This is a genomic window from Streptomyces sp. WG5 (assembly GCF_049974565.1).
GTDB lineage: Bacteria > Actinomycetota > Actinomycetes > Streptomycetales > Streptomycetaceae > Streptomyces.
Map to the genome: position 1 here is coordinate 25,413 of NZ_JBNGGC010000007.1, position 23,344 is coordinate 48,756.

A 23,344-nucleotide genomic window follows, 5' to 3' on the forward strand; every position below is an offset into this window, starting at 1 on the left:
TGCTGTCCTCGTGGACGCCGACGGGGAATTCCCCAAAGCCAGGGTCGTCATCCACGAATTATCTGCCTCGCCGGCACGCCTTGCGGACCACCGCATTCGGAGGATACTGAGATGGGGCGGGCTGCGCGGTATGCCGGTCCGAGGGAGGCCATTGCCACTGTCGCAGCGGCAATGAAAAAGCAAGTGAACCGCGGCAGTTCAATTGCGGAGAAAGTGTCATGCATGGGCAAGTGCGGGCAGTCATCGACAACGAGCCGATCGCGATGATCAAGGTGGGCGTCTACCGTGATCGGTCTCTCATCGGCAAGGCCTATACCGACGACGAGGGGCGATACAGCGCTGATGTTTCCGAGGGGGAATTGGTCACCGTGAAGTTCGATACACACCATTCGCTCACCAATGCCGAAGACTGGCATCCGTCGGTGGTCGCCAATGTGGTCGCTGACGACAGGATTCCATTGGACCGCCTTCTGCTCAAAACTGGTCATGGTGCAGACGCGGAATCGGCCGTAGATGCTCTCAGTGGGTATCTGTTCGCTGCGGAATGGGAGGATGACGACTACGCCCGAACGGCAGAATCCCGCCTGTCAGGACTGAAGCAGACCAGTGAGGTGCTCCAGGGAATCCAGCGAAAGCTCCAGGAGTACTTCAGGGCGAAGACCTGAGGGTGCCGAATAGTTCTTCGACCGCTCGGCGACGGTGCGGTCGCGGGCGGGGGTCAGGGTGCCGTCGGCGATGAGCACGGCGTCCTCGGCGAACCGCTTGCGGGGGCCCGGCAGGGCCCGGTCCTCCAGCGGGAGGCTCCACAGCCGGCCCTTGCGGACCGCGTCCTCGCCCTGCGTTCGCAGAGCAGGCGCGCACCAGTCCCGGACCGGCAGCCGGTTCGGAGTGGATCCGGAGTTACGGGACACGAGGCGCTCGCACGGTGAAGCACTTGACGCCCCAGGCTTGACGCCCCAGGGGAGTGAGTGGTTGAGTACTCACATGAAGACGGAACGCCGCCAACTGTCCACAGCCGAAGAACGCCGGGAGACGGTGTTGCGCACGGCCATCGGGGCGTTCGCGGCCCGGGGGTACTTCGGGACCACCACCACCGAGGTGGCGAAGGCCGCCGGCATCTCGCAGGCCTACGTCTACCGCCTCTTCCCCAACAAGGAGGCGCTGTTCACCGCGGTCGTCGACCACTGCTTCGTCCGGGTCCGCGCCGCCCTCGAAGGCGGTGCGGCGAACGCGGGAGGCGCTGCCCCCGAAGTGGTCCTCGACTCGATGGGTGACGCCTATGCCCGCTTGATCAGCGACAACGACCTCATGCTCGTCCAGTTGCACGCCCAGGCGGCTGCCGTCTCCGAGCCGGCGATCAGGGAGGCGGTGCGGGCGGGGTACGCCCGCACCGTCGAGTACGTCCGCGGCGCCTCGGGGGGCAGCGAGCAGCAGGTCCAGCAGTTCTTCGCCGTCGGCATGCTCTGCCACCTGCTGGTCTCCATCGACGCCGAGTCGGTCTCCGCACCCTGGACCCGCACCCTGGCCGCCGGGATCACGCACTACTGACTCGCTCTTCGGCAGGCGGCCCCGTGTCGGCGTACCCGGTGGCCGCTTTCCTTGGTCCGGAGAGTGAGTGTTCAACCACACAGTCATTCTGCAGTGCACCCTTCTCTCGACACCGAACCGAAACCGAGAACGAAAACCGAGGTCCGCCATGGCCAGCAAGCCCTACCTGACCGGTCACTACGCTCCCGTCACCGACGAGACCACCGCGGCCGAGCTGACCGTCGAAGGCACCCTGCCGCCCGAACTGACCGGCCGTCTGATCCGCAACAGCCACAACCCCAAGCCCGGCATCACCCCGACCCACTGGTTCAAGGGCAGCGGCATGGTGCACGGCGTACGGCTGCGCGAGGGCCGCGCCGAGTGGTACCGCAACCGCTGGGTCCACACGCCCGCCCTGGACGGTGCCCCCTACATGACCGACCAGGGACCCGACCTGACGGCCAGCACGGCCGGCACGCACGTCATCGAGCACGGCGGGCGGCTCCTGGCCCTGTCGGAGGCGGCGCTGCCCTTCGAGCTGACGGCCGACCTGGAGACGGTGGGCGCCTATGACTTCGGCGGCAAGCTCACCTCCGCCATGACCGCCCACCCCAAGGAGGACCCGGCCAGTGGCGAGCTGCACTTCTTCTCCTCCTCCCCGTTCCCCCCGTACCTGATCCACCACGTTGCCTCCGCCGACGGCCAGGTACTGGACAGCCAGGAAGTACCCGGAGCGAGCGCCGCGCTGAAGCACGACTTCGCGATCACCGAGCACTACGTCGTCTTCCTCGAGGGCTCGGTCACCTTCGACCCCGGCGAACACTCCGGAATCCCCTACGGCTGGAGTGACGCGCAGGCCTCGCGCATCGCCGTCATGCCGCGCGGAACGGGCGGCGCCCGGCAGACCCGCTGGTTCGAGATCGGCCAGGGCTACGGCATGCACTTCGCCAACGCCTACGAGGACGCCCACGGGCACATCGTCGTCGAGGGCCCCACCGTGGGCCGCGAGGGCTGGCAGCGCTCCTGGAACTGGTGGGTCGGAGCCGAGGACCGGGGCGCCGAGCCGAACTCCGGCTCCCGCAGCCGCCGCTGGACCGTCGACCTGGCCGCAGGCACCGTCCGGGAACAGCAGACCGACGACCTCACGGTGGAGTTTCCCACCATCAACGACCGCTTCACCGGCAGCGAGCACCGCTTCCAGTACGCGCTGTCGTTCCCCGACGACCGGGGGATCGGCAACCACACCCTGGTGAAGTACGACCGCTCCACCGGCGCCCGCCAGCTGCTGCCCTTCGGCACCGGCCACCTGCCCAGCGAGGCGGTCTTCGTCCAGGCGGAAGGCACCACCGGCGAGGACGAGGGATACCTCATGACCATCGTGAGCGACCTCAACGCCGACGCGTCCCGGATGGTCGTCCTCGACGCCTCCGACCTCACCGTGCCCCCGGTCGCCACGATCCACCTCCCCCGGCGGGTGCCCGCGACGATCCACGGTTCGTGGATCCCGGACGCCGCCCTCTGACCCGCCCAGCACTCGCCGACGCACACGACACCGACACCGACACGTGACAAGGAGCTCTCCCATGTACGACTCCCCCACCCCCTCTTCCGCCGGCACCGTCACCACCGAGGCGGTGCTGCCCGGCATCGTCGACCCGGACGGCATCCAGGTCCGCACCCGGCCCGTCCGCCCGGCCGGCCCCGGGCAGGTGGTGCTGGCGATGGAGGCCGCCGGAATATCCTTCGCCGAGCAGCAGATGCGCCGCGGAAAGTACTTCGACCAGCCGCCCTTCCCCTTCGTCCCCGGCTACGACCTCGTCGGACGGGCCGTCGACGTGGGAGAGGGCGTACCCGGCGAACTGCTGGGGCGGCGCTTCGCGGTCCTCACCAAGACCGGGGCCTGGGCCGGCCACGTCACCGTCGACGCCGGTGACCTGAGCGCGGTGCCCGAGTCCGTCGACTCCGCCGAGGCGGAGACCTTCGTGGTCAACGGCATCACCGCCTGGCAGATGCTTCACCGCATCGCGAAGATCCGGCACGGCCAGACCGTCCTCGTGCACGGCGCCAACGGCGGGGTGGGCTCCACCCTCGTCCAGCTCGCCCGCATCGCCGGTGCCCGGGTCGTCGGCACCGCCTCGGCCAAGCACCACGACGCCGTCCGGGCGCTGGGCGCCGTCCCCGTCGACTACCGCGCCCCCGACCTGGAGGGCCGACTGCGCGGGCACGCTCCGCGCGGCTACGACGCGGTGTTCGACCACGTCGGAGGCGAGGGCATCGTCGTCTCCTACCGCCTGCTCGCCCCCAAGGGCACCCTCGTCGCCTACGGCACCGCATCGACCCGCGACGTCCAGGGCTCGTCGAAGGCGCCGGTCCTCAAGCTGTTCGCCCGCCTGATGGTCTGGAACGCGCTCCCCAATGGCAAGAGCGCCCACTTCTACAACATCTGGGCCGGACGGCGCAGGCTCGACACCTTCCGCGCCACGCTGCAAGCCGACCTGGGGCACGTCTTCGACCTGCTGGCCGAGGGCGAACTCGTCCCCCAAGTCGCCGCGCGCCTCCCGCTCACCGAGGTCGGCGAAGCGGTGCGGCTGGCGGAATCCGGCACCGTGGTGGGCAAGGTCGTCCTGGTGCCGTAGACCCAGCTCGGCTGAGTGCGTCAACGGGCGCTCCGCCGCACGCCACGAACACGCCGTCTGCGGGGAGCAGGACGTTTCTACGAAGCGGTCGCAGTGGTTCCCGCACGCTCGATGCGGGCGACGATCTCCTCGGCCACCCGGTCGAGGTCGGCGTCGACGACGAGGCGGACGTGACCCGACGGATCGCGGTGGAAGGTGGTGACACCCTCGTCGTCGACGGTGACCGTACCGGGCTCGGTCTCGTACAGATCGGGGCGGAGCATCGACAGGGCGGTGATCGGGTCGTGCGGGACGCTCCAGCCCTCGCCGGTGAAGCCGGTCCAGGCGTCGATCTCGCGGGCGAGCGCGACGCCGTAGGGGCCGGCCGCGCGGATGCGCTCGATGCCGTCGCGGCCGATCCGCACCCGACGGGTGGTCTCGATGCCGGTGATCACGGTGGGGATGCCGGCGGCGAAGACCTCGCGGGCGGCGGTGACGTCGCTGACGATGTTGTGCTCGGGCTCGGCATCCGGCCCGAAGTGGCCGCCCATGAGGTAGAGCGTGCGGACGGCTTCGGCGAAGCCCGGCGCGTGGGCGAGGGCGCGGGCCAGGTTGGCCTGCGGGGCGATGCCCATGACGTCGAGCTCGCCGGGGCGGGCGAGGACGGCCTGGGCGAGGAAGCGGTCGGCGGGCACGCCGTCGCGTACGGGCTCCGTCTCCAGGTCGGTGAAGGCGCGGCCCTCGTGTCCGGCCCACCACACCTCCTTGCCGGAGAGGGTGTCCTCGGCGCCCGGCACCACCGTCAGCTCGTGCCCGGCGAGGGCGGCGAGGCGGTGGGCGAGGCGGGCGCGCAGCAGGGTGTCGCCGTAGACGGTGGTGACGGCCTCGACCCGGACGTCGGCAGGCGAGCCGAGCAGCACGCCGAGGGCGAGCGCGTCGTCGACGTCGCTGCCGATGTCGGTGTCGAGGAGGACGTGGTGGAGCGGGGTGGTCATGCGTGGGGTCCTTACTCGGGCCGTTACTTGAGGCCGCTGCTCGCGATGGACTGGGTGAAGTGGCGCTGCAGTCGCAGCAGGACGGCCAGCGGGATGACGGTGAGGACGACGGCGGCCGCGAAGACCTGCCCGTAGTCGACGACCATCTGGCCCTGGAGCGTGCCGAGCGCGATGGGGCCGAGCTGCTTGGACGGTTCGGTGCCGATCAGCAGGGGCCACATGTACGACTGCCACTGGAAGGTGAAGAGGGTGAGGCCCGCGCCGATCAGCGCGGGGCGCGACAGCGGCAGGTGGATGCGCGTGAACACGCCCCACCAGCTGAGGCCGTCGATGCGGGCGGCCTCGACGAGTTCCTTCGGTACGGCGAGGAAGAACTGGCGCAGCAGGAAGATGGCCAGGCCGTTCCCGATGCCGGGCAGGATCAGGCCCGCGTACGTGTTCTGCAGGTTCCAGTCGCGGAACAGGGACGACAGCGGGATCGCGATCGCGTCGAACGGAATCATGAAGCTGAGCAGGATCACGGCGAAGACCAGGCCGCGCCCCGGGAACTCGAAGACCGACAGGCCGAACGCGGCGCTCGCCGAGACCAGCAGCCCGAGCGAGACGGTGACGGCCGCGACCAGCACCGAGTTGAGCACGGCGCGTCCGAACTCACCCTGGAACAGGGTGACGTAGTTGTGCAGTGTCGCGTCGGTGGGGACCAGGGAGCGCCAGGACAGCTCGTCGAGGCTTCCGAGGACGTGGGAGCCGGGGCGAAGGGAGCCCGCGAGGACCCACAGCAGCGGCAGCGCGAACAGCACGCCGATCACGACGGCGGCGATCGCCGGCATGTGCCGGGCCGCGGAGGGACGGCGGCCCGTCGAGCGGTGAGGCGTCGTCATGGCTACTCCTCCTCCTTGCCCTGCATCAGCCGGTACTGGACGGCGACGACGGCGAGGGTGAGTGCGACGAGCAGCACCACCTCGGCCTGGGCGTAGTGGATGTCGCCGACGCTGTAGGCCCGGCGGAAGACGTCGTACATGAGCAGGTTGGTGGAGCCCTCGGGGCCGCCGCCGGTGAGCAGCTGGACCGGTGCGAACACCAGGAAGTTGGAGACGGTGTCGGCGACGAGGACGAAGGCGAGCGGGCGGCGCAGCAGGGGCAGCGTGACGTGCACGAAGCGCTGCCAGGCGTTCGCGCCGTCCATGGCGGCTGCGTCGTACGTCTCCTGCGGGATGTCCTGGAGCCCGGCGATGAGGAACGTCATCCAGTAGCCGACGCCGACCCAGCTCATCAGCACGATCAGCGCGTACAGCGCCTGCGTCGGGCTGGTGAGGAACGGCTGGGAGGGCAGGCCGAAGACACCCAGGAGCGCGTTGAGCGGGCCCTCGGGGCGGTAGAGGATGCCGAAGATCACGGCGGAGACGGCGGGCGGCACCGCGATCGGCGCGAAGACGAGCGACCGCCAGAACCGGGCGCCCGAGAAGCGCCGGTTGAACAGGACGGCGAGGCCGAGCGCGCACAGCACCTGGAGCGGGTTGACGATCACGCTGAAGAGCAGGGTGACGCGCACGCTCTGCCAGAACTGCGGGTCGCCGAAGAGGTCGCCGTAGTTGTCGAGGCCGACGAAGCGGGTGACGCCGTCGACGAGGCTGTGGTGGCGCAGGCTGTCGACGACGGCGAGTCCGGCGGGCAGCAGCCGCAGGACGAGCAGCGCGAGCAGGGCCGGGGCCAGGAAGGCGAGCGCGGTGCGGGCCTGGGAGCGGGTGCGGCGGCGCACGGCGGGCTTCGGGCCGGTGGGGAGCCCGGGGGTGTCCGGGGGCCGGGTGGTACGCGTCATCGCAGTCGCTCCCAGGTGCGCACCAGTTCGTCCGAGGCCTTGGTGAGCCGGGGCTCCGCGGGCGAGCCGTTGCGGATGTCGGAGAAGGCGGAGGCCAGGACGGTCTCGAACTGGGTGTAGCCGACGGAACGCGGGCGGCTGACGGCCGTGTGCTCCAGTTCGTGCCGCATGATCGCGGCGACTCCCTCGGTCGACCGCGTGGCCTGCTCGTCCAGGCGCGCGGCGTACGCGTCGAAGGCGGCGCGGTGGGCCGGGATCAGCGGGGACGCGGCGACCGTGGCGAGGCTGCCCGCGGTGGTCAGCGAGGCGTACTCCATGAACTTCAGGCCCACCTCCTGGCGGCCGCTGTACGGGTTGAGGCCCCAGGACCAGGAGTCGGTCGGGGTGACCGGACGGCCGCCCTCGAAGTACGGCTGCGGAGCCGTACCCCAGGCGAACTCCTTCAGCCCGGCGAAGGCACCCAGGTTCCACGGGCCGCCGACGAAGAACGGCACCTTGCCCGAGGTGAAGAAGGACGCCAGCTGGAAGGAGGTGACGCCGCGCGGGGAGAGGCCGTCCGCGAACAGCTCGTGGTACCAGCGCATCGCCTTCGCCCAGCCGTCCGTCGTGACGGCGGGCGAGAGCATGTCCTCGCCCGTGATGCCGGAGCCGCCGCCGAGGGACTCGACCAGCGGCTGCAGGCCGTAGTACGCGTCCGTCTGCTCCAGGACCAGGGCGTACTCGCAGCCCGCCCGCTTCATGGCACGGCGCCCGGCATCGACGATCCTCTCCCAGGTCCAGCGCTCGGCGGGGTCCGCGGACGGGACGCCGACGCCCGCCTTCTTCAGCAGGTCGGCGTTGTAGAAGAGGTACTGGGTGGAGGTCCACACCGGAAGGGCGCGCAGGGTGCCGTCCCAGGAGCTGATCCCGTACTGCTCCGTCGTGACGGCCGCGCGGGCCCGCCGGCCGACGCCGTTCAGGTCGGTGAGGAAGCCCCGGGCGCTGAGCGCGGGGACGCGCGGCTGATCGACGCAGTACACGTCGATGGCCGAGTCCTTCGCGGACAGCCGCAGCTGAAGGACGTCGTTGAGCTGTGCGGGCGGCACGGCGGTGTACGCGACCCGCAGCCCCGGGTGCGCTTTCTCGAAGCCCCGGATGACCGGCCGGAACGTCTCCGGGGTTTCGGGGCCGAGGAACCGCACGGTCCGGCCGGGGTCTCCGGACACGTCGGAGGTGCACCCCGTGAGGGCCGCGCCGGAGGCGGTGGCGGCGAGGGCCGCGGCGAGCAGCGTTCTGCGGCTGAGCGGGCGCGCGGCGCCCGGGGAGCGGTTCACGGCGACCACTCTGCATCGGGTGGAGCCCCGGGAAGGGGTGCTATGACCATCACATGTCCAAATCGTTTTGCATTACGGGTGGCGAGGAGAGCGCAGACAGGCGTAGGTGTGCATGGTTGCTCCGCACCTTGATGGCGAGCACGATACAAAACGTTTTGCGTTCTGGGTAGGGTGACACCGACCACGGCGCCGCACGGGCGCCGCCGACGACCGGGAGACGGATGTGCACGGCTCGGGCCGCGTCAAGATCGTGGATGTGGCGGCCGCCGCCGGGGTCAGCGTGACGACGGTGTCGCATGTGATCAGCGGCCGCCGCCCGGTGTCGGCGACCACCCGCGCCCGGGTCGAGGACGCCGTGCGCCGCCTCGGTTACCAGGCCGACCCGTCGGCGCGCGGCCTGCGCACCCAGCGCACCGACACCATCGGGCTCGTCGTCCCGGACATCACCAACCCGTTCAACACCGAGCTGGCCGCCGGCATCCAGGCCGTCGCCTACGCCCGCGGCCTACTGACGGTGGTGTGCGAGGCGCCCATGACGGACGGTCCGAAACTCCCGTCGGTGCTGAGTCAGTTGACCGCGCGACGGCTCGACGGCATCGTGCTCGGGCGGTTCGGCGCACAGCGCGCGGACCTCGACCGGATCGCCGGCTCCGGGGCCGGTCTGGTCCGCCTCGGCACCCGGATCGCCGACGGTCCCGGCGATGTGGTGCGCGGCGCCGAGACCGAGGGCATGCGGGACCTGGTCCGGTATCTCGTGGGCGAGCGCGGCTACCGGCGGATCGGCTTCATCGGCGGCGAGGCGGGCGTCGAGCCGGGCGGCGAGCGCTACGAGGGGTATCGGCAGGCGCTCACCGAGGCGGGGCGGACCCTGCCGGAGGAACTGGCCGTGTGGACGGGCTTCACACGGGAGGGCGGGCGCGCCGGGGCGGCCCTCCTCCTCGACGCGGCCGAGCCGCCGGACGCCGTGGTGTGCGCCAACGACCTGATCGCGATCGGGGTGCTGGACGTCGCGCGTGAGCGGGGGCTCGACGTGCCGGGGCGGCTGGCCGTCACCGGGTACGACGACATCGACGCGGCGTCGATGGTCTCCCCCGCGCTGACGACGGTCGTCAACCCGGCGCGGGAGATCGGCCGTTCGGCGGCCCGGCTGCTCATCGACCGGCTCGACGGGGACAAGGGGCCCGCGCGGGAAGTCGTGCTGACGCATCAGGTGGTACGGCGTGCCTCGGCGTGAACCCGGCCAGTGGCGCGGCACGGTCCGGCGGCGAGAGCAGTCCTGCCGGGGCATGGCGGGAGCACGCCGAGCACGTCGGTGTCGCACCGGACGGCCCGTGTTCCGTGACGCGGCCGGGAACCATGCTGGCCCTGGACGAGCTCGCCCTCGAACGCGCGCGGCGGCCGTACGACCTGCGCCACGCAGGTACTCCTTCCGGCCGGCCTCCGGCGGCGGTCCCGCCGAGTGCGCGCGCCGGGCAGGGCAGAGCATTCAGGTGCTCTTCCGCTACTACGCCGGGGACCTTGCCGAGGCACGTCATCATGCGAACCGGCTCGTCGAGGAGTCCATGCTGCCGTGGGACGAGCGCGGAGGCGATGCTGCTGCGCGTCGGTCCGGGCCCGGTCCGGGAATGCCCCGGAACAGCTGGTCGGAGGTGGGAGACGGGTGGGACGCATCAGGAGTGAGGTCGAGATTCGCCCCGCGACTCAGGGTGAGTGTCACGAGGGCGCCCGACCAGGCGACTTGCCTGGTCAGGCGTCACAAGGGCTTGTCCGGGTCCCTAGAAGAAGCCCAGCTTCCTCGCGGAGTACGAGACCAGGAGGTTCTTCGTCTGCTGGTAGTGCTCCAGCATCATCTTGTGGTTCTCCCGGCCGATCCCCGACTGCTTGTATCCGCCGAAGGCGGCATGCGCGGAGTTTGATGCAGCTCCGTACCGGCGACGTTGGACGCTCAGAAGAATCCGAGCTTCTTCGGCGAGTAGCTGACGAGAAGGTTCTTGGTCCATTGATAGTGGTCCAGCATCATGCGGTGGTTCTCGCGGCCGATACCCGACTGCTTGACCCCGCCAAATGCAGCGTGCGCCGGATACGCGTGATAGCAGTTGGTCCAGACACGCCCCGCCTGGAGTGCGCGGCCCGCTCGGTAGGCGGTGTTCATGTCGCGGGTCCACACCCCGGCGCCGAGGCCGTACAGGGTGTCGTTGGCGGTCTTGATCGCGTCGTCGAAGTCGTTGAACGGCGTGACCGACACGACCGGGCCGAAGATCTCCTCCTGGAAGATCCGCATGCGGTTGTGGCCCTCGAAGATCGTGGGCTGCACGTAGTAGCCGCCCTTCAACTCGCCGTCGTGCTCGACGCGTTCGCCACCGGTGAGTACCTTGGCGCCCTCCTGCCGGCCGATGTCCAGGTAGGAGAGGATCTTCTCCAGCTGGTCGTTGGACGCCTGGGCGCCGATCATCGTGTCGGTGTCCAGGGGATGCCCCGGCCTGATCATCTCGGTGCGGGCGACGGCGGCCTCCATGAACTCGGCGTAGGCGCCGCGCTGGACCAGCGCGCGGGACGGGCAGGTGCACACCTCGCCCTGGTTGAGCGCGAACATCGTGAAGCCCTCGAGCGCCTTGTCGCGGAAGTCGTCGTCCCGCGCCCAGACATCCTCGAAGAAGATGTTCGGTGACTTGCCACCCAGCTCCAGCGTGACCGGCTTGATGTTCTCCGAGGCGTACTGCATGATCAGCCGCCCCGTGGTGGTCTCCCCGGTGAACGCCACCTTCGCCACCCGCGGGCTGGACGCGAGCGGTTTGCCCGCCTCCGCGCCGAAGCCGTTGACGACGTTCAGGACGCCGGGCGGCAGCAGGTCCGCGACCAGGCTCAGCCAGTAGTGGATCGACGCCGGGGTCTGCTCGGCGGGCTTCAGGACCACGGCGTTGCCGGCGGCGAGGGCGGGGGCCAGCTTCCAGGTCGCCATCAGGATCGGGAAGTTCCACGGGATGATCTGCGCGACCACACCCAGCGGCTCGTGGAAGTGGTACGCCACGGTGTCGTCGTCGAGCTCGCCGAGCGAACCCTCCTGCGCGCGGATCGCGCCCGCGAAGTAGCGGAAGTGGTCGATGGCGAGCGGGATGTCGGCCGCCAGTGTCTCGCGCACCGGCTTGCCGTTCTCCCAGGTCTCGGCGACCGCCAGGCGCTCCAGGTTCGCCTCCATACGGTCGGCGATCTTCAGCAGGATGCCGGAACGCTCCGTCACCGACGTGCGGCCCCAGCCCGGAGCGGCCTCGTGAGCGGCGTCGAGCGCCCGCTCCACATCCTCCGCCGTACCGCGCGCGACCTCCGTGAACGGCCGGCCGTTCACGGGTGACGGGTTCTCGAAGTACTGCCCGCGCGCGGGCCGCACGTACTCGCCGCCGATGAAGTGGTCGTAGCGCGACTGATAGGAGACGATCGCGCCCTCGGTGCCGGGCGCCGCGTAACGGGTCATCCTGTCTGCCTCCCTCGTCCAGCGCTGCCCGCCGTTGGACAGCTCTGCGCGCGAGGCTAGGCAGCGGGACGTTGCAGGGACGTTGCGTGCGCGGCGGTCACCGACCACAGGCGGGAACCGCGCCCGTGACCCGTCGGCCGGCGGTCACCACGCGTGAGGTGCCGCCGCCAGTTCGGACTCCAGCGCGGCGAGCCGGGACCGGACCGCCGGCGTGGGCCGGACCGCGGCCAGCGCACGCCACACGTCGAGATCGTCCTCGCCCCAGGGTGCGTGCGCCCAGTCGGCCAGCAGGTCGGGATCGCGGCAGGCGATCAGCGCGGCGCGCAGACCGTCGGCGAGCCGGTGCCTGAGCCGTACCACCGCCGGAGCCCGGGACCCGGGCAGCAGCGGGCCGGCGTACGCCGCCACGGCCCCCGTGACCGCACCGGCACGCAGGCGACGCTCGACGACGGTGGCGTCGGTCTCGACGGGCAGCGTGAGCCGGTACGGTCGGGACGCCAGCCGGCCGGGCCCCAGGATCCCCCGCAGCCGGGCCAGTTCGGCACGGAGGGTCACCGGCGGCACCGACTCGTCCTCGTACAGCGCGCACAGCAGCTCGTCACCGGTCAGGCCCTCCGGGTGGTGGGCCAGCAGCACGACGATCTCGCTGTGCCGCCGGCTCAGCCGTACTCTGCGACCGCCTCCGCGCAGCAGGGCCTCGTCACGGCCCAGCGCGGTCAGCTCGGCCGCCTCGGCCGGGGGCTGCTCCGGGGTGAGCAGCGCCAACTGTGACTCGGCGGCACGCGCGACCGCCTGGACAAAGCCCAGGCTGTGAGGGTGCGCCAGATCGTCCCCGCCGGTGATGTCCACTGCGCCGAGTACCCGCCCGGTGCGGGGGTCGTGCACCGGAGCCGCCGCGCACGTCCACGGCTGGACCCGCCGTATGAAGTGCTCCGCCGAGAAGACCTGGACCGGCCGTCCGACGGCCACCGCCGTGCCCGGCGCGTTCGTCCCGACCGCGGACTCCGCCCACCGGGCACCCGGCACGAAGTTCATCCGTCCGGCCCGGCGCCGGGTGGCCGGATGCCCTTCGACCCACAGCAGCCTGCCGTGCGCGTCGCACACCGCGAGCAGGTGATCGCAGTCGGCGGCGAACGTGCCCAGGAGTTCGCGGATCAGCGGCATCACCCGCGCCAGCGGATGCTCGGCCCGAAAGGCGCCGAGGTCACTGTCCGTGAGCTCCACGCTCGCGGTGCCGTCCGGGCCGACACCCGCCCGGACCGACCGCCGCCACGACTCCGCCACCACGGCACGCACGGGCCGCGGCACCGTCCCTGCCTCGGTGAACGTCGCATGTGCGCGCCGCAGTGTGCGCGCGCGTTCGACGGGATCGTCCCCCGATTCCAGAGCCAGCCATGAATCAGGCAACTCGGCCTCCCCGGGCGGTGATGCTGACGGTGATGCGCTGCGGACATCGTCACTCCGCCCCCACGCGCGGACAACCTCTCGGGCCAGCCGGATCACCCCGGACGCGGGGCCCGCCGGCGGTCAGGCGAAGTTGACCAGTCTGATGTAGCGGGTCCAGTCCCACAGGGGCCCCGGGTCGGTATGGTCACTGCCGGGTACCTCATGATGGGCGATGATGTGCGCGCGGTCCTTGGGGATGCCGTACGCGGTACAGATCGCCGCGGTGAGCCGGGCCGACTGTTCGTACAGGGCGTTGGTGAAGTATGCGGGCCGGTCCACCCACCCTTCATGTTCGATGCCGATGCTGCGGGTGTTGTAGTCCCAGTTCCCCGCGTGCCAGGCGATGTCCGCCTCACGCACGCACTGCGCCACGTGCCCGTCGGAGGAGCGGACGACGTAGTGCGCGGACACCTGTTTCTGCGGATTGCGGAAGATGGAGAGGGTGTCGGCGTATGTTTCCTGTGTGACGTGGACGACCACGCGGTCGACGGGGTAGGCCGTGGGACGGCTCGACCGGGTGTAGTTGGACGTACTCGCCGGCTGCCACTCGGCGGAGGGGTAGTCGACGGCCCGGGGCCGGGCGGCGGCCCGTGGGGAGGAGAGCAGGGCGTAGGGGACGGCGGCGAGCGCGGCGCCCGTCAGGAGCCGGCGCCTGGTCGGAACCGGTGCTGTCCTTTTCCTTTCCATGGGGGACTGCCTTTCGTCGGTGGGCCCTCGAGCCCTGTGGGGGTGCAGGGTGCTCCGCTGCGCGACGTTGCAGGGAAGGAGAACGCGATGCGGACGTTCGCCGCCCTCCGGACGAGGAACATCCGCGCGAATCACCGTACGGGCAGCGGGGGTTGCGCAGAAGGGCGCCGCGCCGTTCCGTGGACAGCCGCCGCCTTGTGGACACCGCGCTCACTCGATCGAGTGGCCTGGGTGCGAAGCGGGGCTGTTCGGGCGCTCAGGGTCGAGGCCGGTTCCGCCACCGCCACCGCCGCCGGTGCCGGGCTCGGGGGCCGGGTTCGCCTCCCTGCGGCCATGGCGGCGGGCTCGGGTTTGCCTCGCGGCGGTCACCGGTTCGGGTCGTTGCCTCGCTGCGGTACCGGATCCAGGCTCGGTTCGTAGCCGTAGCCGTAGCCGTAGCCGTAGCCGTAGCCGTAGCCGTAGCCGTAGCCGGAGCCGGTCCGGTCAGGCCCGCTCCGCCACTACCGCCGGGTCGTCCAGGACAGCGCGCACAACCGAGTGTGCGGCGCCGAGCAGCGGTCCCTGAGGGCCGAGCTCCGACACGGAGACCGGGCAGGCCGGACCCGCCGTCCGCCGGGCCAGTTCGTCCCGCAGCGACGGCAGCAGCCAGGGCGCGAGTCCGGCCAGCGCGCCGCCCAGCACCACGCTCTCGGGGTCGAGCAGGTTGACCGCCCCGGTCAGCGCGATGCCGAGCGCCGTGCCTGCGTCGCGCAGGGCACGTCGTACGGCCTCGTCGCCCTCGGCGGCACGCCCCGCCAGCAGCCCGACGCGATCCGCGCCCGGCTCCACGCCCGCCGCGCGCAGTACCGCCTTCTCACCGGCGTACTGCTCCAGGCACCCGCGCCCGCCACACGCGCACTCCGGCCCGTCGGGACTGACCGGCATGTGCCCGAGCTCGCCGGCGAATCCCCGGGTACCGCGCAGCAAGCGCCCGTCGACGACCACGGCCGCACCGATGCCGATCTCCGCCGAGACGTGCAGGAAGTCCCGTGGGGTGCCTTCGCCGAGCCACAGTTCGGCCAGCGCGCCGAAGTTGGCCTCGTTGTTCACGGTCAACGGCAGGTCCGCGGGCAGCAGTGCGCCCAGATCCGCGTCGTGCCAGTCCAGGTTCGGCGCGCGTACGACGGTACGGGCGTCCCGCGCCACGAGACCGGGCACGGCGACCGCGAGCCCGGCCGGCCACAGCCCCTCGGCCTCCGTCTCCGAGACGACCTGCCGCACCAGGCCGGTGAGCTGCTCGATCACCGGCTCGAGCGAGCGGCCCCGATTGCTGCCGTACCGCACGGCTCGCGACCGCACCTGGCCACGCAGGTCGACCGCGCAGACCGCGAGGTGGTCGACGCCGACCTCCGCCCCGATGCCGGCCGGGCCCTTCGCGCTGACAGCGAGCGCCGACCCGGGACGCCCCACCCGGCCGGGGCGCTCGGGACCCAGTTCCTCCAGCAGGCCCGAGCGGATGAGCTCGTCCACGAGCGTGGACACCGCCGCACGCGTCAGCCCGATCCGTGAGGCCACGGCTGCCCGGGACAGCGGCCCCTCGGCGCTGACGGTGTGCATCACCCGGGCGAGGTTGCGACGGCGCATCCCCTGCTGGGTGTCCGGCAGCGCGCGCCCGGGGCGGGCCGGGTGTGCTTCGTGTGGCGGTGCGGTCATGCCTCCGTCAGCCCCTGGTCTGTCATCGGTCGGTCGTCGACCGGTCGGTCATCGGTCTGTTCCCCGGTCGGTCCCATCCTCGGCCATGTACCGCGTGGGCGCGGGCCCGCCGGACGTACGTCGCCTCCGACCGTGCCCGGCGGCCGCCGCGGGGCACCGCCGGAGGACAGCCGGGAACGTCCACGGATGACGCCCCCCGGGCGGCCTGGCTCGGGACGCTCCGCGACGACGAGCGTCCGGTCGCGGGCCCTTCGGCTGTCCTCCGTCGGCGCGTGCCGGGCGCGTTTCCACGGCGGACGTCTCCATGGCCGGTGAACGTGATCGCGGTCCGGGCACACCTCCGGCCGGTGTGCGCAGCTCGCCGATCACGTCGACATGCCCCGGCGACGCCCCGCGCCCCGCAGGAGCGGCCCGTGACGGTGCCCGTTGCTGGCGTCGCCCGCGTGAACACGTCCTCAGCGGGAGTCCGCGTTCCGTTCCAGCAACGGTGCCGCGTCGGAGAGTACCCCGGTGATCCTGGTCAGTGTCGCCTCGTCCCGTTCCACGGCGTCGAGTACCGGCCCGGCGGCCGTGTTCCAGCGCCGGGCGACCGCCGCCGCGTCCTCGCCGGTCAGCAGGCCGGCCGCCTGCGCCGCGGCGCCGAGGGCGACGAGTTCCCTGGCCTCGGGGATCTGGACAGGACGCCCCGACAGCCGTCGTACGGTCTGCTGCCAGGCAGTCCCGCGTGCGCCGCCGCCGATCAGCAGCAGTGGCGCGGACGGGTCCGCGTCGGCGTCGAGGACCAGGTCGAGCGCGCCGAGCAGCGAGTGGACGGCGCCGTCGTACGCCGCCTGGAGCAGCTGGCCGGCGGTGGTGTCGTGCCGCAGGCCGTGCAGGAGGCCGGAGGAGTGCGGCAGGTTCGGCGTGCGTTCGCCGTCCAGGTAGGGCAGGAGCGTGATGCCGGTGCCGGGCTCGACGGCTTCCCGGTCCACGCCCAGCAGGGCCGCGACGCGGTCGACGGCGAGTGTGCAGTTGAGGGTGCAGGCCAGCGGCAGCCAGTCGCCGCGGGCGTCGGCGAAGCCCGCCACGGTGCCGGTCGGGTCGGCGGGGCGTCGTTGCGAAACGGCGTACACGGTGCCGGACGTTCCGAGGCTCATCACCGGTACACCGGGACGCAGCCCCAGACCCAGCGCGGCTGCCGCGTTGTCGCCGGTCCCGGCGGCGACCAGGGTGCCCCTGGAGAACGGCAGGTCGTGGCCGTCGCGCACGGTGCCGGCCACCTCCCCGGGCCGGACCACTCGGGGCAGCAGTGCCGGATCGAGCCCCACACGCGCGAGGATCTCCTCGTCGTACGCCTCGGTGCCGGACGCCCACCATCCGGTGCCGGACGCGTCGCCTCGATCGGTGGTGCCCTCGCCGGTGAGGCGCTCGGTGAGGTAGTCGTGGGGGAGGCGTACGGCCTTCGCCGAGCGTGCTGCCTCCGGCTCGTGCTCGGCCAGCCAGGCCCACTTGGTCACCGTGAACGAGACGCTGGGCACGCTGCCCGTGCGCTCCGCCCAGGACTTGGGGCCGCCCAGTTCCTCGATGAGACGACGGGCCTGCGGGGCGGAGCGCACGTCGTTCCACAACAGGGCCGGACGCACCGGGTCGCCGTGGGCGTCCAGCGTGACGAGTCCGTGCTGCTGCCCGCCGATCGACACCGCGGCGGCCTCACGCGCGGCGTCACCGCACTGGTGCAGGGCCTCGCGCAGCGCGTCCCACCACTGACGCGGATCGCTCTCGCGCCCGGCTCCGGTGGACACGACGTGGGGGGCCTGGCCGCTTGCCACGACCCGGCCGGTGGCCGCGTCGACGACCAGCGCCTTGGTGGACTGGGTGGACGTGTCCACGCCGACGACGAGCGGACCCTCGGCTGCTGACATCGGACTTCTCCCTCTTCCGCGGCTCTGCGGCATCTGACTGGACTTGCCTGGACGTACCTGCGCTGAGCAGGGGTTTCGCGGTTCCTCGGTCCTCGTGACTCGGACGTCACTCCTTCGGGGACGCCTTGTCTCTTCCCAGGACCGTGTGTGCATACTAATTTGTAAAGCGCCATGACGAAATAGTCGGTGGCAAGTGATCGGCAGCGAGCGAGGAGCCACGGAATGAACTACCAGCCCACTCCCGAGGACAGGTTCACGTTCGGTTTGTGGACGGTCGGTTGGCAGGGTCGGGACCCCTTCGGTGACGCCACCCGCCGGGCGCTGGACCCGGCGGAGTCGGTGCGGCGCCTGGCCGAGCTGGGCGCCTACGGGGTCACGTTCCACGACGACGACCTGATCCCGTTCGGGTCGAGCGACACCGAGCGCGAGGAGCACGTCAAGCGGTTCCGGCAGGCGTTGGACGCGACGGGCATGAAGGTGCCGATGGCGACGACGAACCTGTTCACGCATCCGGTGTTCAAGGACGGCGCGTTCACCGCGAACGACCGGGACGTGCGCCGGTACGCCCTGCGCAAGACGATCCGCAACATCGATCTCGCGGTGGAGCTGGGCGCGAGCGTCTACGTCGCCTGGGGCGGCCGGGAGGGCGCGGAGTCCGGCGCGGCCAAGGACGTGCGGGACGCGCTGGACCGCATGAAGGAGGCCTTCGACCTGCTCGGCGAGTACGTCACCGAGCAGGGCTACGACCTGAAGTTCGCGATCGAGCCCAAGCCGAACGAGCCGCGCGGTGACATCCTGCTGCCGACGGTGGGCCATGCCCTGGCGTTCATCGAGCGGCTGGAGCGGCCGGAGCTGTACGGCGTGAACCCGGAGGTCGGCCACGAGCAGATGGCGGGGCTGAACTTCCCCCACGGGATCGCGCAGGCGCTGTGGGCGGGCAAGCTCTTCCACATCGACCTCAACGGCCAGTCGGGCATCAAGTACGACCAGGACCTCCGGTTCGGTGCGGGCGACCTGCGGGCCGCGTTCTGGCTCGTGGACCTGCTGGAGAGGGCCGGATACGCGGGGCCGCGGCACTTCGACTTCAAGCCGCCGCGGACCGAGGACCTCGACGGGGTGTGGGCGTCGGCGGCGGGCTGCATGCGCAACTACCTGATCCTCAAGGACCGGGCTGCCGCCTTCCGCGCGGACCCGCAGGTGCAGGAGGCCCTCGCCGCGGCTCGGTTGGACGAACTGGCCCGTCCGACCGCGGAGGACGGTCTCGCGGCGCTGCTGGCCGACCCGACCGCCTTCGACACGTTCGACGTGGACGCGGCCGCTGCCCGCGGCATGGCCTTCGAACACCTCGACCAGCTCGCCATGGACCACCTCCTCGGCGCCCGCTGAGCGGTCCGGCCTCGGTGCGAAGGCTCCGGCCCCCTCCGGTTCACGGACGCTGTTGATGCATCCCGTCGCATGACGCCGAGCGGAGCGGCGGTCCCCGGCGACGCGCCGCGTGCGCGCTGTCTCGCCGGGGCCCCCGCTCCGACCGAGGTCCCAGGGCAGGTGCCCGGCAGCCGGCGGACGGATTCGCCCACGGCGAACGGTTCACGGAGGGGGCCGGAGCCCGTCCGGCTGTGAGAACCCGTGCGCAGCCGCACGATCGGTCACCGGGTCTCGTTACTGCCGCTGCCGCTGCCGCTGCCGCTGCCGCTGCCGCTGCCGCTGCCGGTCAGGCGGGCCGGTGCCGCTGCCGCTGCCGCTGCCGGTCAGGCGGGCCGGTGCGGCGTGGGCGTGGCGAGTCGTTCGGGGCCGGGCATCAGGGCTCGTCCCCGGCTGCGAGTACCGCCATGGCCAGCGCCGTCGCCGGATCCTGAGTGGCGCCGCCCGCGGGGACCCAGCGGCCGCGCTCCTTGCGGTAGGGCCACCAGCGGCCGTCGCGGTCCAGGCGGAGTTGGTGCGGCGCGCCGACGACGGTCCACCGGTTGGCCCGCGCCCGCAACGACGGCCGCTCGTCCTCGTCCCACGCCGATTCCAGTGCCGCACGCGCGCGTGCGAGCGTGTCGCCCGTAACCGCCCACTCCTCCTCGAGCACGGCCAGAGCGGCTCCGCCGCCGAGCCGCCACGCGCGTACGGCGACGGCCAGTGCGTCCTGGCCGCGCCCCGAGCCGTCGCCGAGGCGGTGCAGCACCTTTGGCCCGGGGCCGCCCGCGGCCAGGCGTACCGCGTCCTGCGAACAGGTCGCTTCCTCGCCCACCGCCGGCCGGCCGTGCCCGCTGCGGAGGGCCTCGGCGAGCAGACGGTGGCCCTCCGCCGCGGCCCGGGAGGCCAGGAACGCCAGTGCGGCCGGGTCGACGCCCGGAGGCGGCGCGCTCTCGGTGTCCAGGGACGGCGGTACACCCGGAGCCTCCCGGAGGTCGGGCAGGGCAGGCAGCGGGGGCAGCACGTGCCCCGCCGCGTACGCCTCCGCGGCGTCCACGCCCTCCGGGCGCGAGGCGGCGCACTGGGAGGGTGTGTTGCCGCGCGTCTGAAGGGCGTCGAGTACGGCCCGCTCCGCGCGTCCCCGCATCAGCAGCAGGACGAAGGGGTCCTGGTCCAGCAGCCGGGCAACCTGGTAGCAGAGAGCCGCCGTGTGCCCGCAGTGGTCCCAGGCACCGCAGTCGCACTCCGGTTCCAGGTCGCCCAGTCCCGGCAGCAGGTCGATGCCGGCGTTCGCGGCGTCCTCCACCAGGTGCGGCGGCATGTCGCGGTCCAGCAACGCCGCGACGTGCCCGGACCGCTCGATCGCCATGTCGACGAAGCGGTCCCACTGGGCGTCGGACAGCTTCTCCAGAAGGACGTCGGCCCGGTGCGCCGTGCGGTTCCGGTCCTGGACGACCGCGGTGATGCGTCCCGGACGTACCGACACCGCGCCGACCGCTCCCGCGCGCGCGAGCCGGCGGCCCGTCTTCACCTGTGCCGTGTCCAGAGCCGCGTCCTCCAGTGCCTTCAGCCAGGCCAGCCCCCACCAGGTCTGCGCGAAGCCCCGTCCGTGTGCGGGCGGCAGCGCGGCGAGCGTCCGTTCCGTGTCATCGTCGTACCGGGTCATCGCCTACCCCCTCGCAGCTCGACCAGGTCGGCCAGCTCCGCGTCCGTCAGCTCCGTGAGCGCCGCGTCACCCGTTCCCAGCACCGCGTCGGCGAGGTCCCGCTTTCGGTTCAGCAGGGCGGCGATGCGGTCCTCCACGGTTCCCTCGGCGACCAGCCGGTGCACCTGCACGGGGCGGGTCTGGCCGATGCGGTAGGCACGGTCGGTGGCCTGCGCCTCGACGGCCGGATTCCACCAGCGGTCGTAGTGCACGACGTGCTCCGCGCGCGTGAGGTTCAGTCCGGTGCCCGCGGCCTTCAACGACAGCAGGAAGACCGGGACCTCGCCGTCCTGGAACCGCCGCACCAGTGTCTCCCGACCCGTGACGGACGTGCCGCCGTGCAGGAACAGCGAGGCCACGCCGCGGGCGGCCAGGTGCTGTTCGAGGAGACGTGCCATCTGCACGTACTGCGTGAAGACCAGCACACTCGCCTCCTCGGCGAGGATGGTGTCGAGCAGCTCGTCCAGCAGCTCCAGCTTTCCCGAGCGGCCCGGGATCCTCGGCTGTTCCTCCTTGAGGAACTGTGCCGGGTGGTTGCAGATCTGTTTGAGACTCGTCAGCAGTTTCACGACCATGCCGCGACGCGCCATGCTGTCGGCTCCGGCGATCTCCGCGAGCGCCTCGCGCACCACCGCCTCGTACAGCCCCGTTTGTTCCGCGGTCAGTGACACCGGGTGGTCGGTCTCGGTCTTCGGCGGCAGCTCGGGGGCGATTCCGGGATCCGATTTGCGGCGCCGCAGCAGGAACGGCCGTACGAGCCGCGCCAGCCGCTCCGCCGCCGCCGGGTCCTGACCGCCCTCGACGGCCTGTGCGTAGTGCCTGCGGAAGGTGCCGAGCCGGCCCAGCAGCCCCGGGGTGGCCCAGTCGAGGACGGCCCACAGTTCGGAGAGGTTGTTCTCCACCGGGGTGCCGGTGAGCGCCACGCGCGCGCGTGCGCCGATGGAGCGCAGGTGCCGCGCGGTCTCCGAGTACGGGTTCTTCACGTGCTGGGCCTCGTCGGCCACGACCATGCCCCACGGCACGGCGGAGAGCCGGTCGGTGTCCAGGCGCATGGTGCCGTAGGTGGTGAGCACGAACTCGCCGTCGGCCGGCCCTTCGAGGTCGCGCCGGGCACCGTGGAAGCGGCGTACGGGCGTGCCGGGTGCGAACCGCTCGATCTCGCGCTGCCAGTTGCCCATGAGGGAGGTCGGGCACACCACCAGGGTGGGTCCGGCCGCCGACGCGTCGGTCTGCCGGTGCAGATGCAGGGCGATCAGCGTGATGGTCTTGCCGAGACCCATGTCATCGGCGAGACAGCAGCCCAGGCCCAACGACGTCATGCGGACCAGCCAGTTGAGTCCCCGTCGCTGGTAGTCGCGCAGGGTGGCGTCGAGGGCGGCGGGCTGCTCGACGGCATCCTGGGCCTCGGGGTCGGCGAGCCGCTCCCGCAGAGCCGCCAGCCATCCCGTGGGGCGTACCTCGACACGGTGCCCGTCGACCTCCGTCGAGCCCGTCAGGGCCGCGGCGAGCGCGTCGACCGGCGTGACCTCGTGGTCCTGCCGGGTACGGGCGCGGCGGGCTTCCTCGGGGTCGACGAGCACCCACTGGTCGCGCAGGCGCACCACGGGACGGTTGGCCTCGGCCAGCAGCTCCAGTTCCGCCCGCGTGAGTTGCTGCTCGCCCAGGGCGAACGACCAGTTGAAGGCCAGCAGCGCGTCGGCGGACAGGAACGACGGGCCGGTGTCCGACGAGGCCGTGCGCGGCGCCGGCTCGTCGTCGGGCGGCCCCACCTCCGCGCGGGCGGTCAGGTCCCGGGCCAGCTCTCTCGGCCAGTGCACGTCGACGCCCGCCCCGGCGAGCGTCCGGGCGCCCCGCCCCAGGAGCTCGGTGACCTCTTCGTCGGCGAGTTCGAGGGCGTCCGGCACGGCGGCGGACAGCAGCGGTGCGAGGGCGGGCCAGGCCCGTGCCGCGCGGCGGAGTGCGAGCAGCACGTCCATCCGCGCGCGGGTGCCGAACGCGTCACCCACGCCGCCCGCCCACACGTCGGCGGTGTCCGCGACGAGGGCGGGGTCGCTCACGCTGTGTACCTGGAGCACGGCCCGGAACGCCGGCCCGGTGTCCTGGGAAGCCGCGGCCGACAGGCCACGCACCTCGACACGCAGCGACAGCCGTACGCCCATGTCGTGTCCCGCGGCGATCTCGGCGGCCCATTCGCTCAGCTCGGGCGTGCGCCGGGGCTCCCGCGAGGCGTAGGCGGGCCCGGCCGTCACGAGTTCGGCGGCGGGGGAGCGGGGGAGTGTGTCGGCCAGGGCGTCCAGGAAAGCACGCACGAGCCGTTCCGGGTCGGGCAGCCGCAGGGGTTCGGCATCGTCGACGGGTACCGCGTGGGCCTCGGGCGGCATGGCGGCGGCGAGGTGGCGGACCCGCTCGGTCTCCTCCGCACCCAGCGGTCCGATGCGCCAGGCGTCGTGGCCGGACGCGGACAGGCCGGGCAGCAGCAGCCCGCGCGCCACCAGGTGCAGCGCCTCGACGGCGACCGCGCCCCAGAACACGGTCGCCCGGTGGCCGTCCGCGCGGGCACGCGCGCGTGTGAGGACCGGCAGGGCCGCCCGCACCGGCAGCACCACCGCGGGCACACGGACCGCGGCCACGCCGTCACCGTCGGGCAGTACGACCGTCAGGTTTTCCACGGACCCCTGTGACATGGCCGCGGTGTCCTCGCCGTCGGGCCGCCAGAAGGCGACTCTGCCGGTACGGGCGGGGTCGCCGGGCACGAAAACGGCACGGCAGCGGGC

General features: G+C 72.0%; 17 protein-coding genes and 1 pseudogene. 6 read left to right on the forward strand and 12 right to left on the reverse strand.

Translation table 11 applies throughout. The annotated features are described in order from the left end of the window. Window positions 1–230 precede the first annotated feature (230 nt). Window positions 231–665: a carboxypeptidase regulatory-like domain-containing protein gene (locus ACP4IX_RS08975; protein WP_426555196.1), complete on the forward strand. Its 435-nt coding sequence runs from the start codon at window positions 231–233 to the stop codon at window positions 663–665. Window positions 666–674: 9 nt separating this feature from the next. Here the strand turns inward: ACP4IX_RS08975 and ACP4IX_RS08980 are convergent. Further along, window positions 675–848 (reverse strand): annotated as a pseudogene (locus tag ACP4IX_RS08980) (IS5/IS1182 family transposase); the annotation flags it as partial. Window positions 849–984: 136 nt separating this feature from the next. On the opposite strand from ACP4IX_RS08980, the gene ACP4IX_RS08985 reads away from it, so the two are divergent. From ACP4IX_RS08985 to ACP4IX_RS08995, 3 genes are all read left to right on the forward strand, one after another. Continuing rightward, the gene (locus tag ACP4IX_RS08985) at window positions 985–1,548 is read left to right on the forward strand and encodes a TetR/AcrR family transcriptional regulator (protein WP_426525971.1); all 564 of its coding nucleotides are present in this window, start codon (window positions 985–987) and stop codon (window positions 1,546–1,548) included. 148 nt (window positions 1,549–1,696) lie between these two features. Then, entirely contained in the window at window positions 1,697–3,049 is a 1,353-nt protein-coding gene (locus ACP4IX_RS08990; protein ID WP_426525969.1) for a carotenoid oxygenase family protein, read from the forward strand. A gap of 61 nt (window positions 3,050–3,110) precedes the next feature. Next, window positions 3,111–4,163 (forward strand): medium chain dehydrogenase/reductase family protein, encoded by a 1,053-nt coding sequence (locus tag ACP4IX_RS08995; protein ID WP_426525967.1) that lies wholly within the window; start codon window positions 3,111–3,113, stop codon window positions 4,161–4,163. 77 nt (window positions 4,164–4,240) lie between these two features. Here the strand turns inward: ACP4IX_RS08995 and ACP4IX_RS09000 are convergent, their stop codons facing one another. Genes ACP4IX_RS09000 through ACP4IX_RS09015 form a run of 4 tightly spaced genes read right to left on the reverse strand, consistent with a single transcriptional unit; the run spans window position 4,241 to window position 8,269 of the window. After that, on the reverse strand, window positions 4,241–5,137 hold the full coding sequence (locus ACP4IX_RS09000) for a nucleoside hydrolase (protein WP_426555197.1): 897 nt from the start codon (window positions 5,135–5,137) through the stop codon (window positions 4,241–4,243). Window positions 5,138–5,160: 23 nt separating this feature from the next. Then, window positions 5,161–6,018 (reverse strand): carbohydrate ABC transporter permease, encoded by an 858-nt coding sequence (locus tag ACP4IX_RS09005; protein ID WP_426525963.1) that lies wholly within the window; start codon window positions 6,016–6,018, stop codon window positions 5,161–5,163. 2 nt (window positions 6,019–6,020) lie between these two features. Next, on the reverse strand, window positions 6,021–6,956 hold the full coding sequence (locus ACP4IX_RS09010) for a carbohydrate ABC transporter permease (RefSeq protein WP_426555198.1): 936 nt from the start codon (window positions 6,954–6,956) through the stop codon (window positions 6,021–6,023). Beyond that, window positions 6,953–8,269, reverse strand: coding sequence for an extracellular solute-binding protein (locus ACP4IX_RS09015; RefSeq protein ID WP_426555199.1), 1,317 nt, complete (start codon window positions 8,267–8,269; stop codon window positions 6,953–6,955). Before ACP4IX_RS09015 ends, ACP4IX_RS09010 begins: the two co-directional genes overlap by 4 nt. Before the next feature lie 223 nt (window positions 8,270–8,492). Between ACP4IX_RS09015 and ACP4IX_RS09020 the strand changes: the two genes are divergently transcribed. Then, window positions 8,493–9,503 carry a LacI family DNA-binding transcriptional regulator gene (locus ACP4IX_RS09020; protein WP_426525957.1) on the forward strand — a complete coding sequence of 337 codons (1,011 nt, stop codon included), beginning with the start codon at window positions 8,493–8,495 and terminating at the stop codon, window positions 9,501–9,503. A 711-nt stretch (window positions 9,504–10,214) separates the two neighbouring features. Here ACP4IX_RS09020 and exaC read toward each other — a convergent pair. From exaC to xylB, 5 genes are all read right to left on the reverse strand, one after another. Next, entirely contained in the window at window positions 10,215–11,738 is a 1,524-nt protein-coding gene (gene exaC, locus ACP4IX_RS09025; RefSeq protein ID WP_426555200.1) for an acetaldehyde dehydrogenase ExaC, read from the reverse strand. 144 nt (window positions 11,739–11,882) lie between these two features. Further along, on the reverse strand, window positions 11,883–13,145 hold the full coding sequence (locus ACP4IX_RS09030; protein WP_426555201.1) for a GAF domain-containing protein: 1,263 nt from the start codon (window positions 13,143–13,145) through the stop codon (window positions 11,883–11,885). Between the two features lie 120 nt (window positions 13,146–13,265). Next, complete coding sequence (locus tag ACP4IX_RS09035; RefSeq protein ID WP_426518337.1) at window positions 13,266–13,871, reverse strand: N-acetylmuramoyl-L-alanine amidase; 606 nt, start codon at window positions 13,869–13,871, stop codon at window positions 13,266–13,268. Between the two features lie 483 nt (window positions 13,872–14,354). Beyond that, window positions 14,355–15,563, reverse strand: a complete 1,209-nt coding sequence (locus tag ACP4IX_RS09040) for an ROK family protein (RefSeq protein WP_426518335.1) — start codon at window positions 15,561–15,563, stop codon at window positions 14,355–14,357. 455 nt (window positions 15,564–16,018) lie between these two features. Then, on the reverse strand, window positions 16,019–17,464 hold the full coding sequence (gene xylB / locus ACP4IX_RS09045) for a xylulokinase (protein ID WP_426555202.1): 1,446 nt from the start codon (window positions 17,462–17,464) through the stop codon (window positions 16,019–16,021). 222 nt (window positions 17,465–17,686) lie between these two features. On the opposite strand from xylB, the gene xylA reads away from it, so the two are divergent. Next, window positions 17,687–18,850: a xylose isomerase gene (gene xylA / locus ACP4IX_RS09050; RefSeq protein ID WP_426518331.1), complete on the forward strand. Its 1,164-nt coding sequence runs from the start codon at window positions 17,687–17,689 to the stop codon at window positions 18,848–18,850. Between the two features lie 412 nt (window positions 18,851–19,262). Here the strand turns inward: xylA and ACP4IX_RS09055 are convergent, their stop codons facing one another. Both ACP4IX_RS09055 and ACP4IX_RS09060 read right to left on the reverse strand, forming a co-directional pair. Then, complete coding sequence (locus ACP4IX_RS09055) at window positions 19,263–20,531, reverse strand: SWF or SNF family helicase (protein WP_426555203.1); 1,269 nt, start codon at window positions 20,529–20,531, stop codon at window positions 19,263–19,265. Continuing rightward, window positions 20,528–23,254, reverse strand: a complete 2,727-nt coding sequence (locus tag ACP4IX_RS09060) for a DEAD/DEAH box helicase (RefSeq protein WP_426555204.1) — start codon at window positions 23,252–23,254, stop codon at window positions 20,528–20,530. Before ACP4IX_RS09060 ends, ACP4IX_RS09055 begins: the two co-directional genes overlap by 4 nt. Window positions 23,255–23,344 lie beyond the last annotated feature (90 nt).

Excerpts from the sequence above, each read along its gene's own strand:
- xylA (WP_426518331.1), top strand. The coding sequence starts at position 17,687 with ATGAACTACCAGCCCACTCCCGAGGACAGGTTCACGTTCGGTTTGTGG.
- ACP4IX_RS08990 (WP_426525969.1), top strand. The coding sequence starts at position 1,697 with ATGGCCAGCAAGCCCTACCTGACCGGTCACTACGCTCCCGTCACCGAC.
- ACP4IX_RS08985 (WP_426525971.1), top strand. The coding sequence starts at position 985 with ATGAAGACGGAACGCCGCCAACTGTCCACAGCCGAAGAACGCCGGGAG.
- ACP4IX_RS08995 (WP_426525967.1), top strand. The coding sequence starts at position 3,111 with ATGTACGACTCCCCCACCCCCTCTTCCGCCGGCACCGTCACCACCGAG.
- exaC (WP_426555200.1), bottom strand. The coding sequence starts at position 11,738 with ATGACCCGTTACGCGGCGCCCGGCACCGAGGGCGCGATCGTCTCCTAT.
- ACP4IX_RS09035 (WP_426518337.1), bottom strand. The coding sequence starts at position 13,871 with ATGGAAAGGAAAAGGACAGCACCGGTTCCGACCAGGCGCCGGCTCCTG.
- xylB (WP_426555202.1), bottom strand. The coding sequence starts at position 17,464 with ATGTCAGCAGCCGAGGGTCCGCTCGTCGTCGGCGTGGACACGTCCACC.
- ACP4IX_RS09060 (WP_426555204.1), bottom strand. The coding sequence starts at position 23,254 with ATGTCACAGGGGTCCGTGGAAAACCTGACGGTCGTACTGCCCGACGGT.
- ACP4IX_RS09055 (WP_426555203.1), bottom strand. The coding sequence starts at position 20,531 with ATGACCCGGTACGACGATGACACGGAACGGACGCTCGCCGCGCTGCCG.
- ACP4IX_RS09005 (WP_426525963.1), bottom strand. The coding sequence starts at position 6,018 with ATGACGACGCCTCACCGCTCGACGGGCCGCCGTCCCTCCGCGGCCCGG.
- ACP4IX_RS09040 (WP_426518335.1), bottom strand. The coding sequence starts at position 15,563 with ATGACCGCACCGCCACACGAAGCACACCCGGCCCGCCCCGGGCGCGCG.
- ACP4IX_RS09000 (WP_426555197.1), bottom strand. The coding sequence starts at position 5,137 with ATGACCACCCCGCTCCACCACGTCCTCCTCGACACCGACATCGGCAGC.
- ACP4IX_RS09010 (WP_426555198.1), bottom strand. The coding sequence starts at position 6,956 with ATGACGCGTACCACCCGGCCCCCGGACACCCCCGGGCTCCCCACCGGC.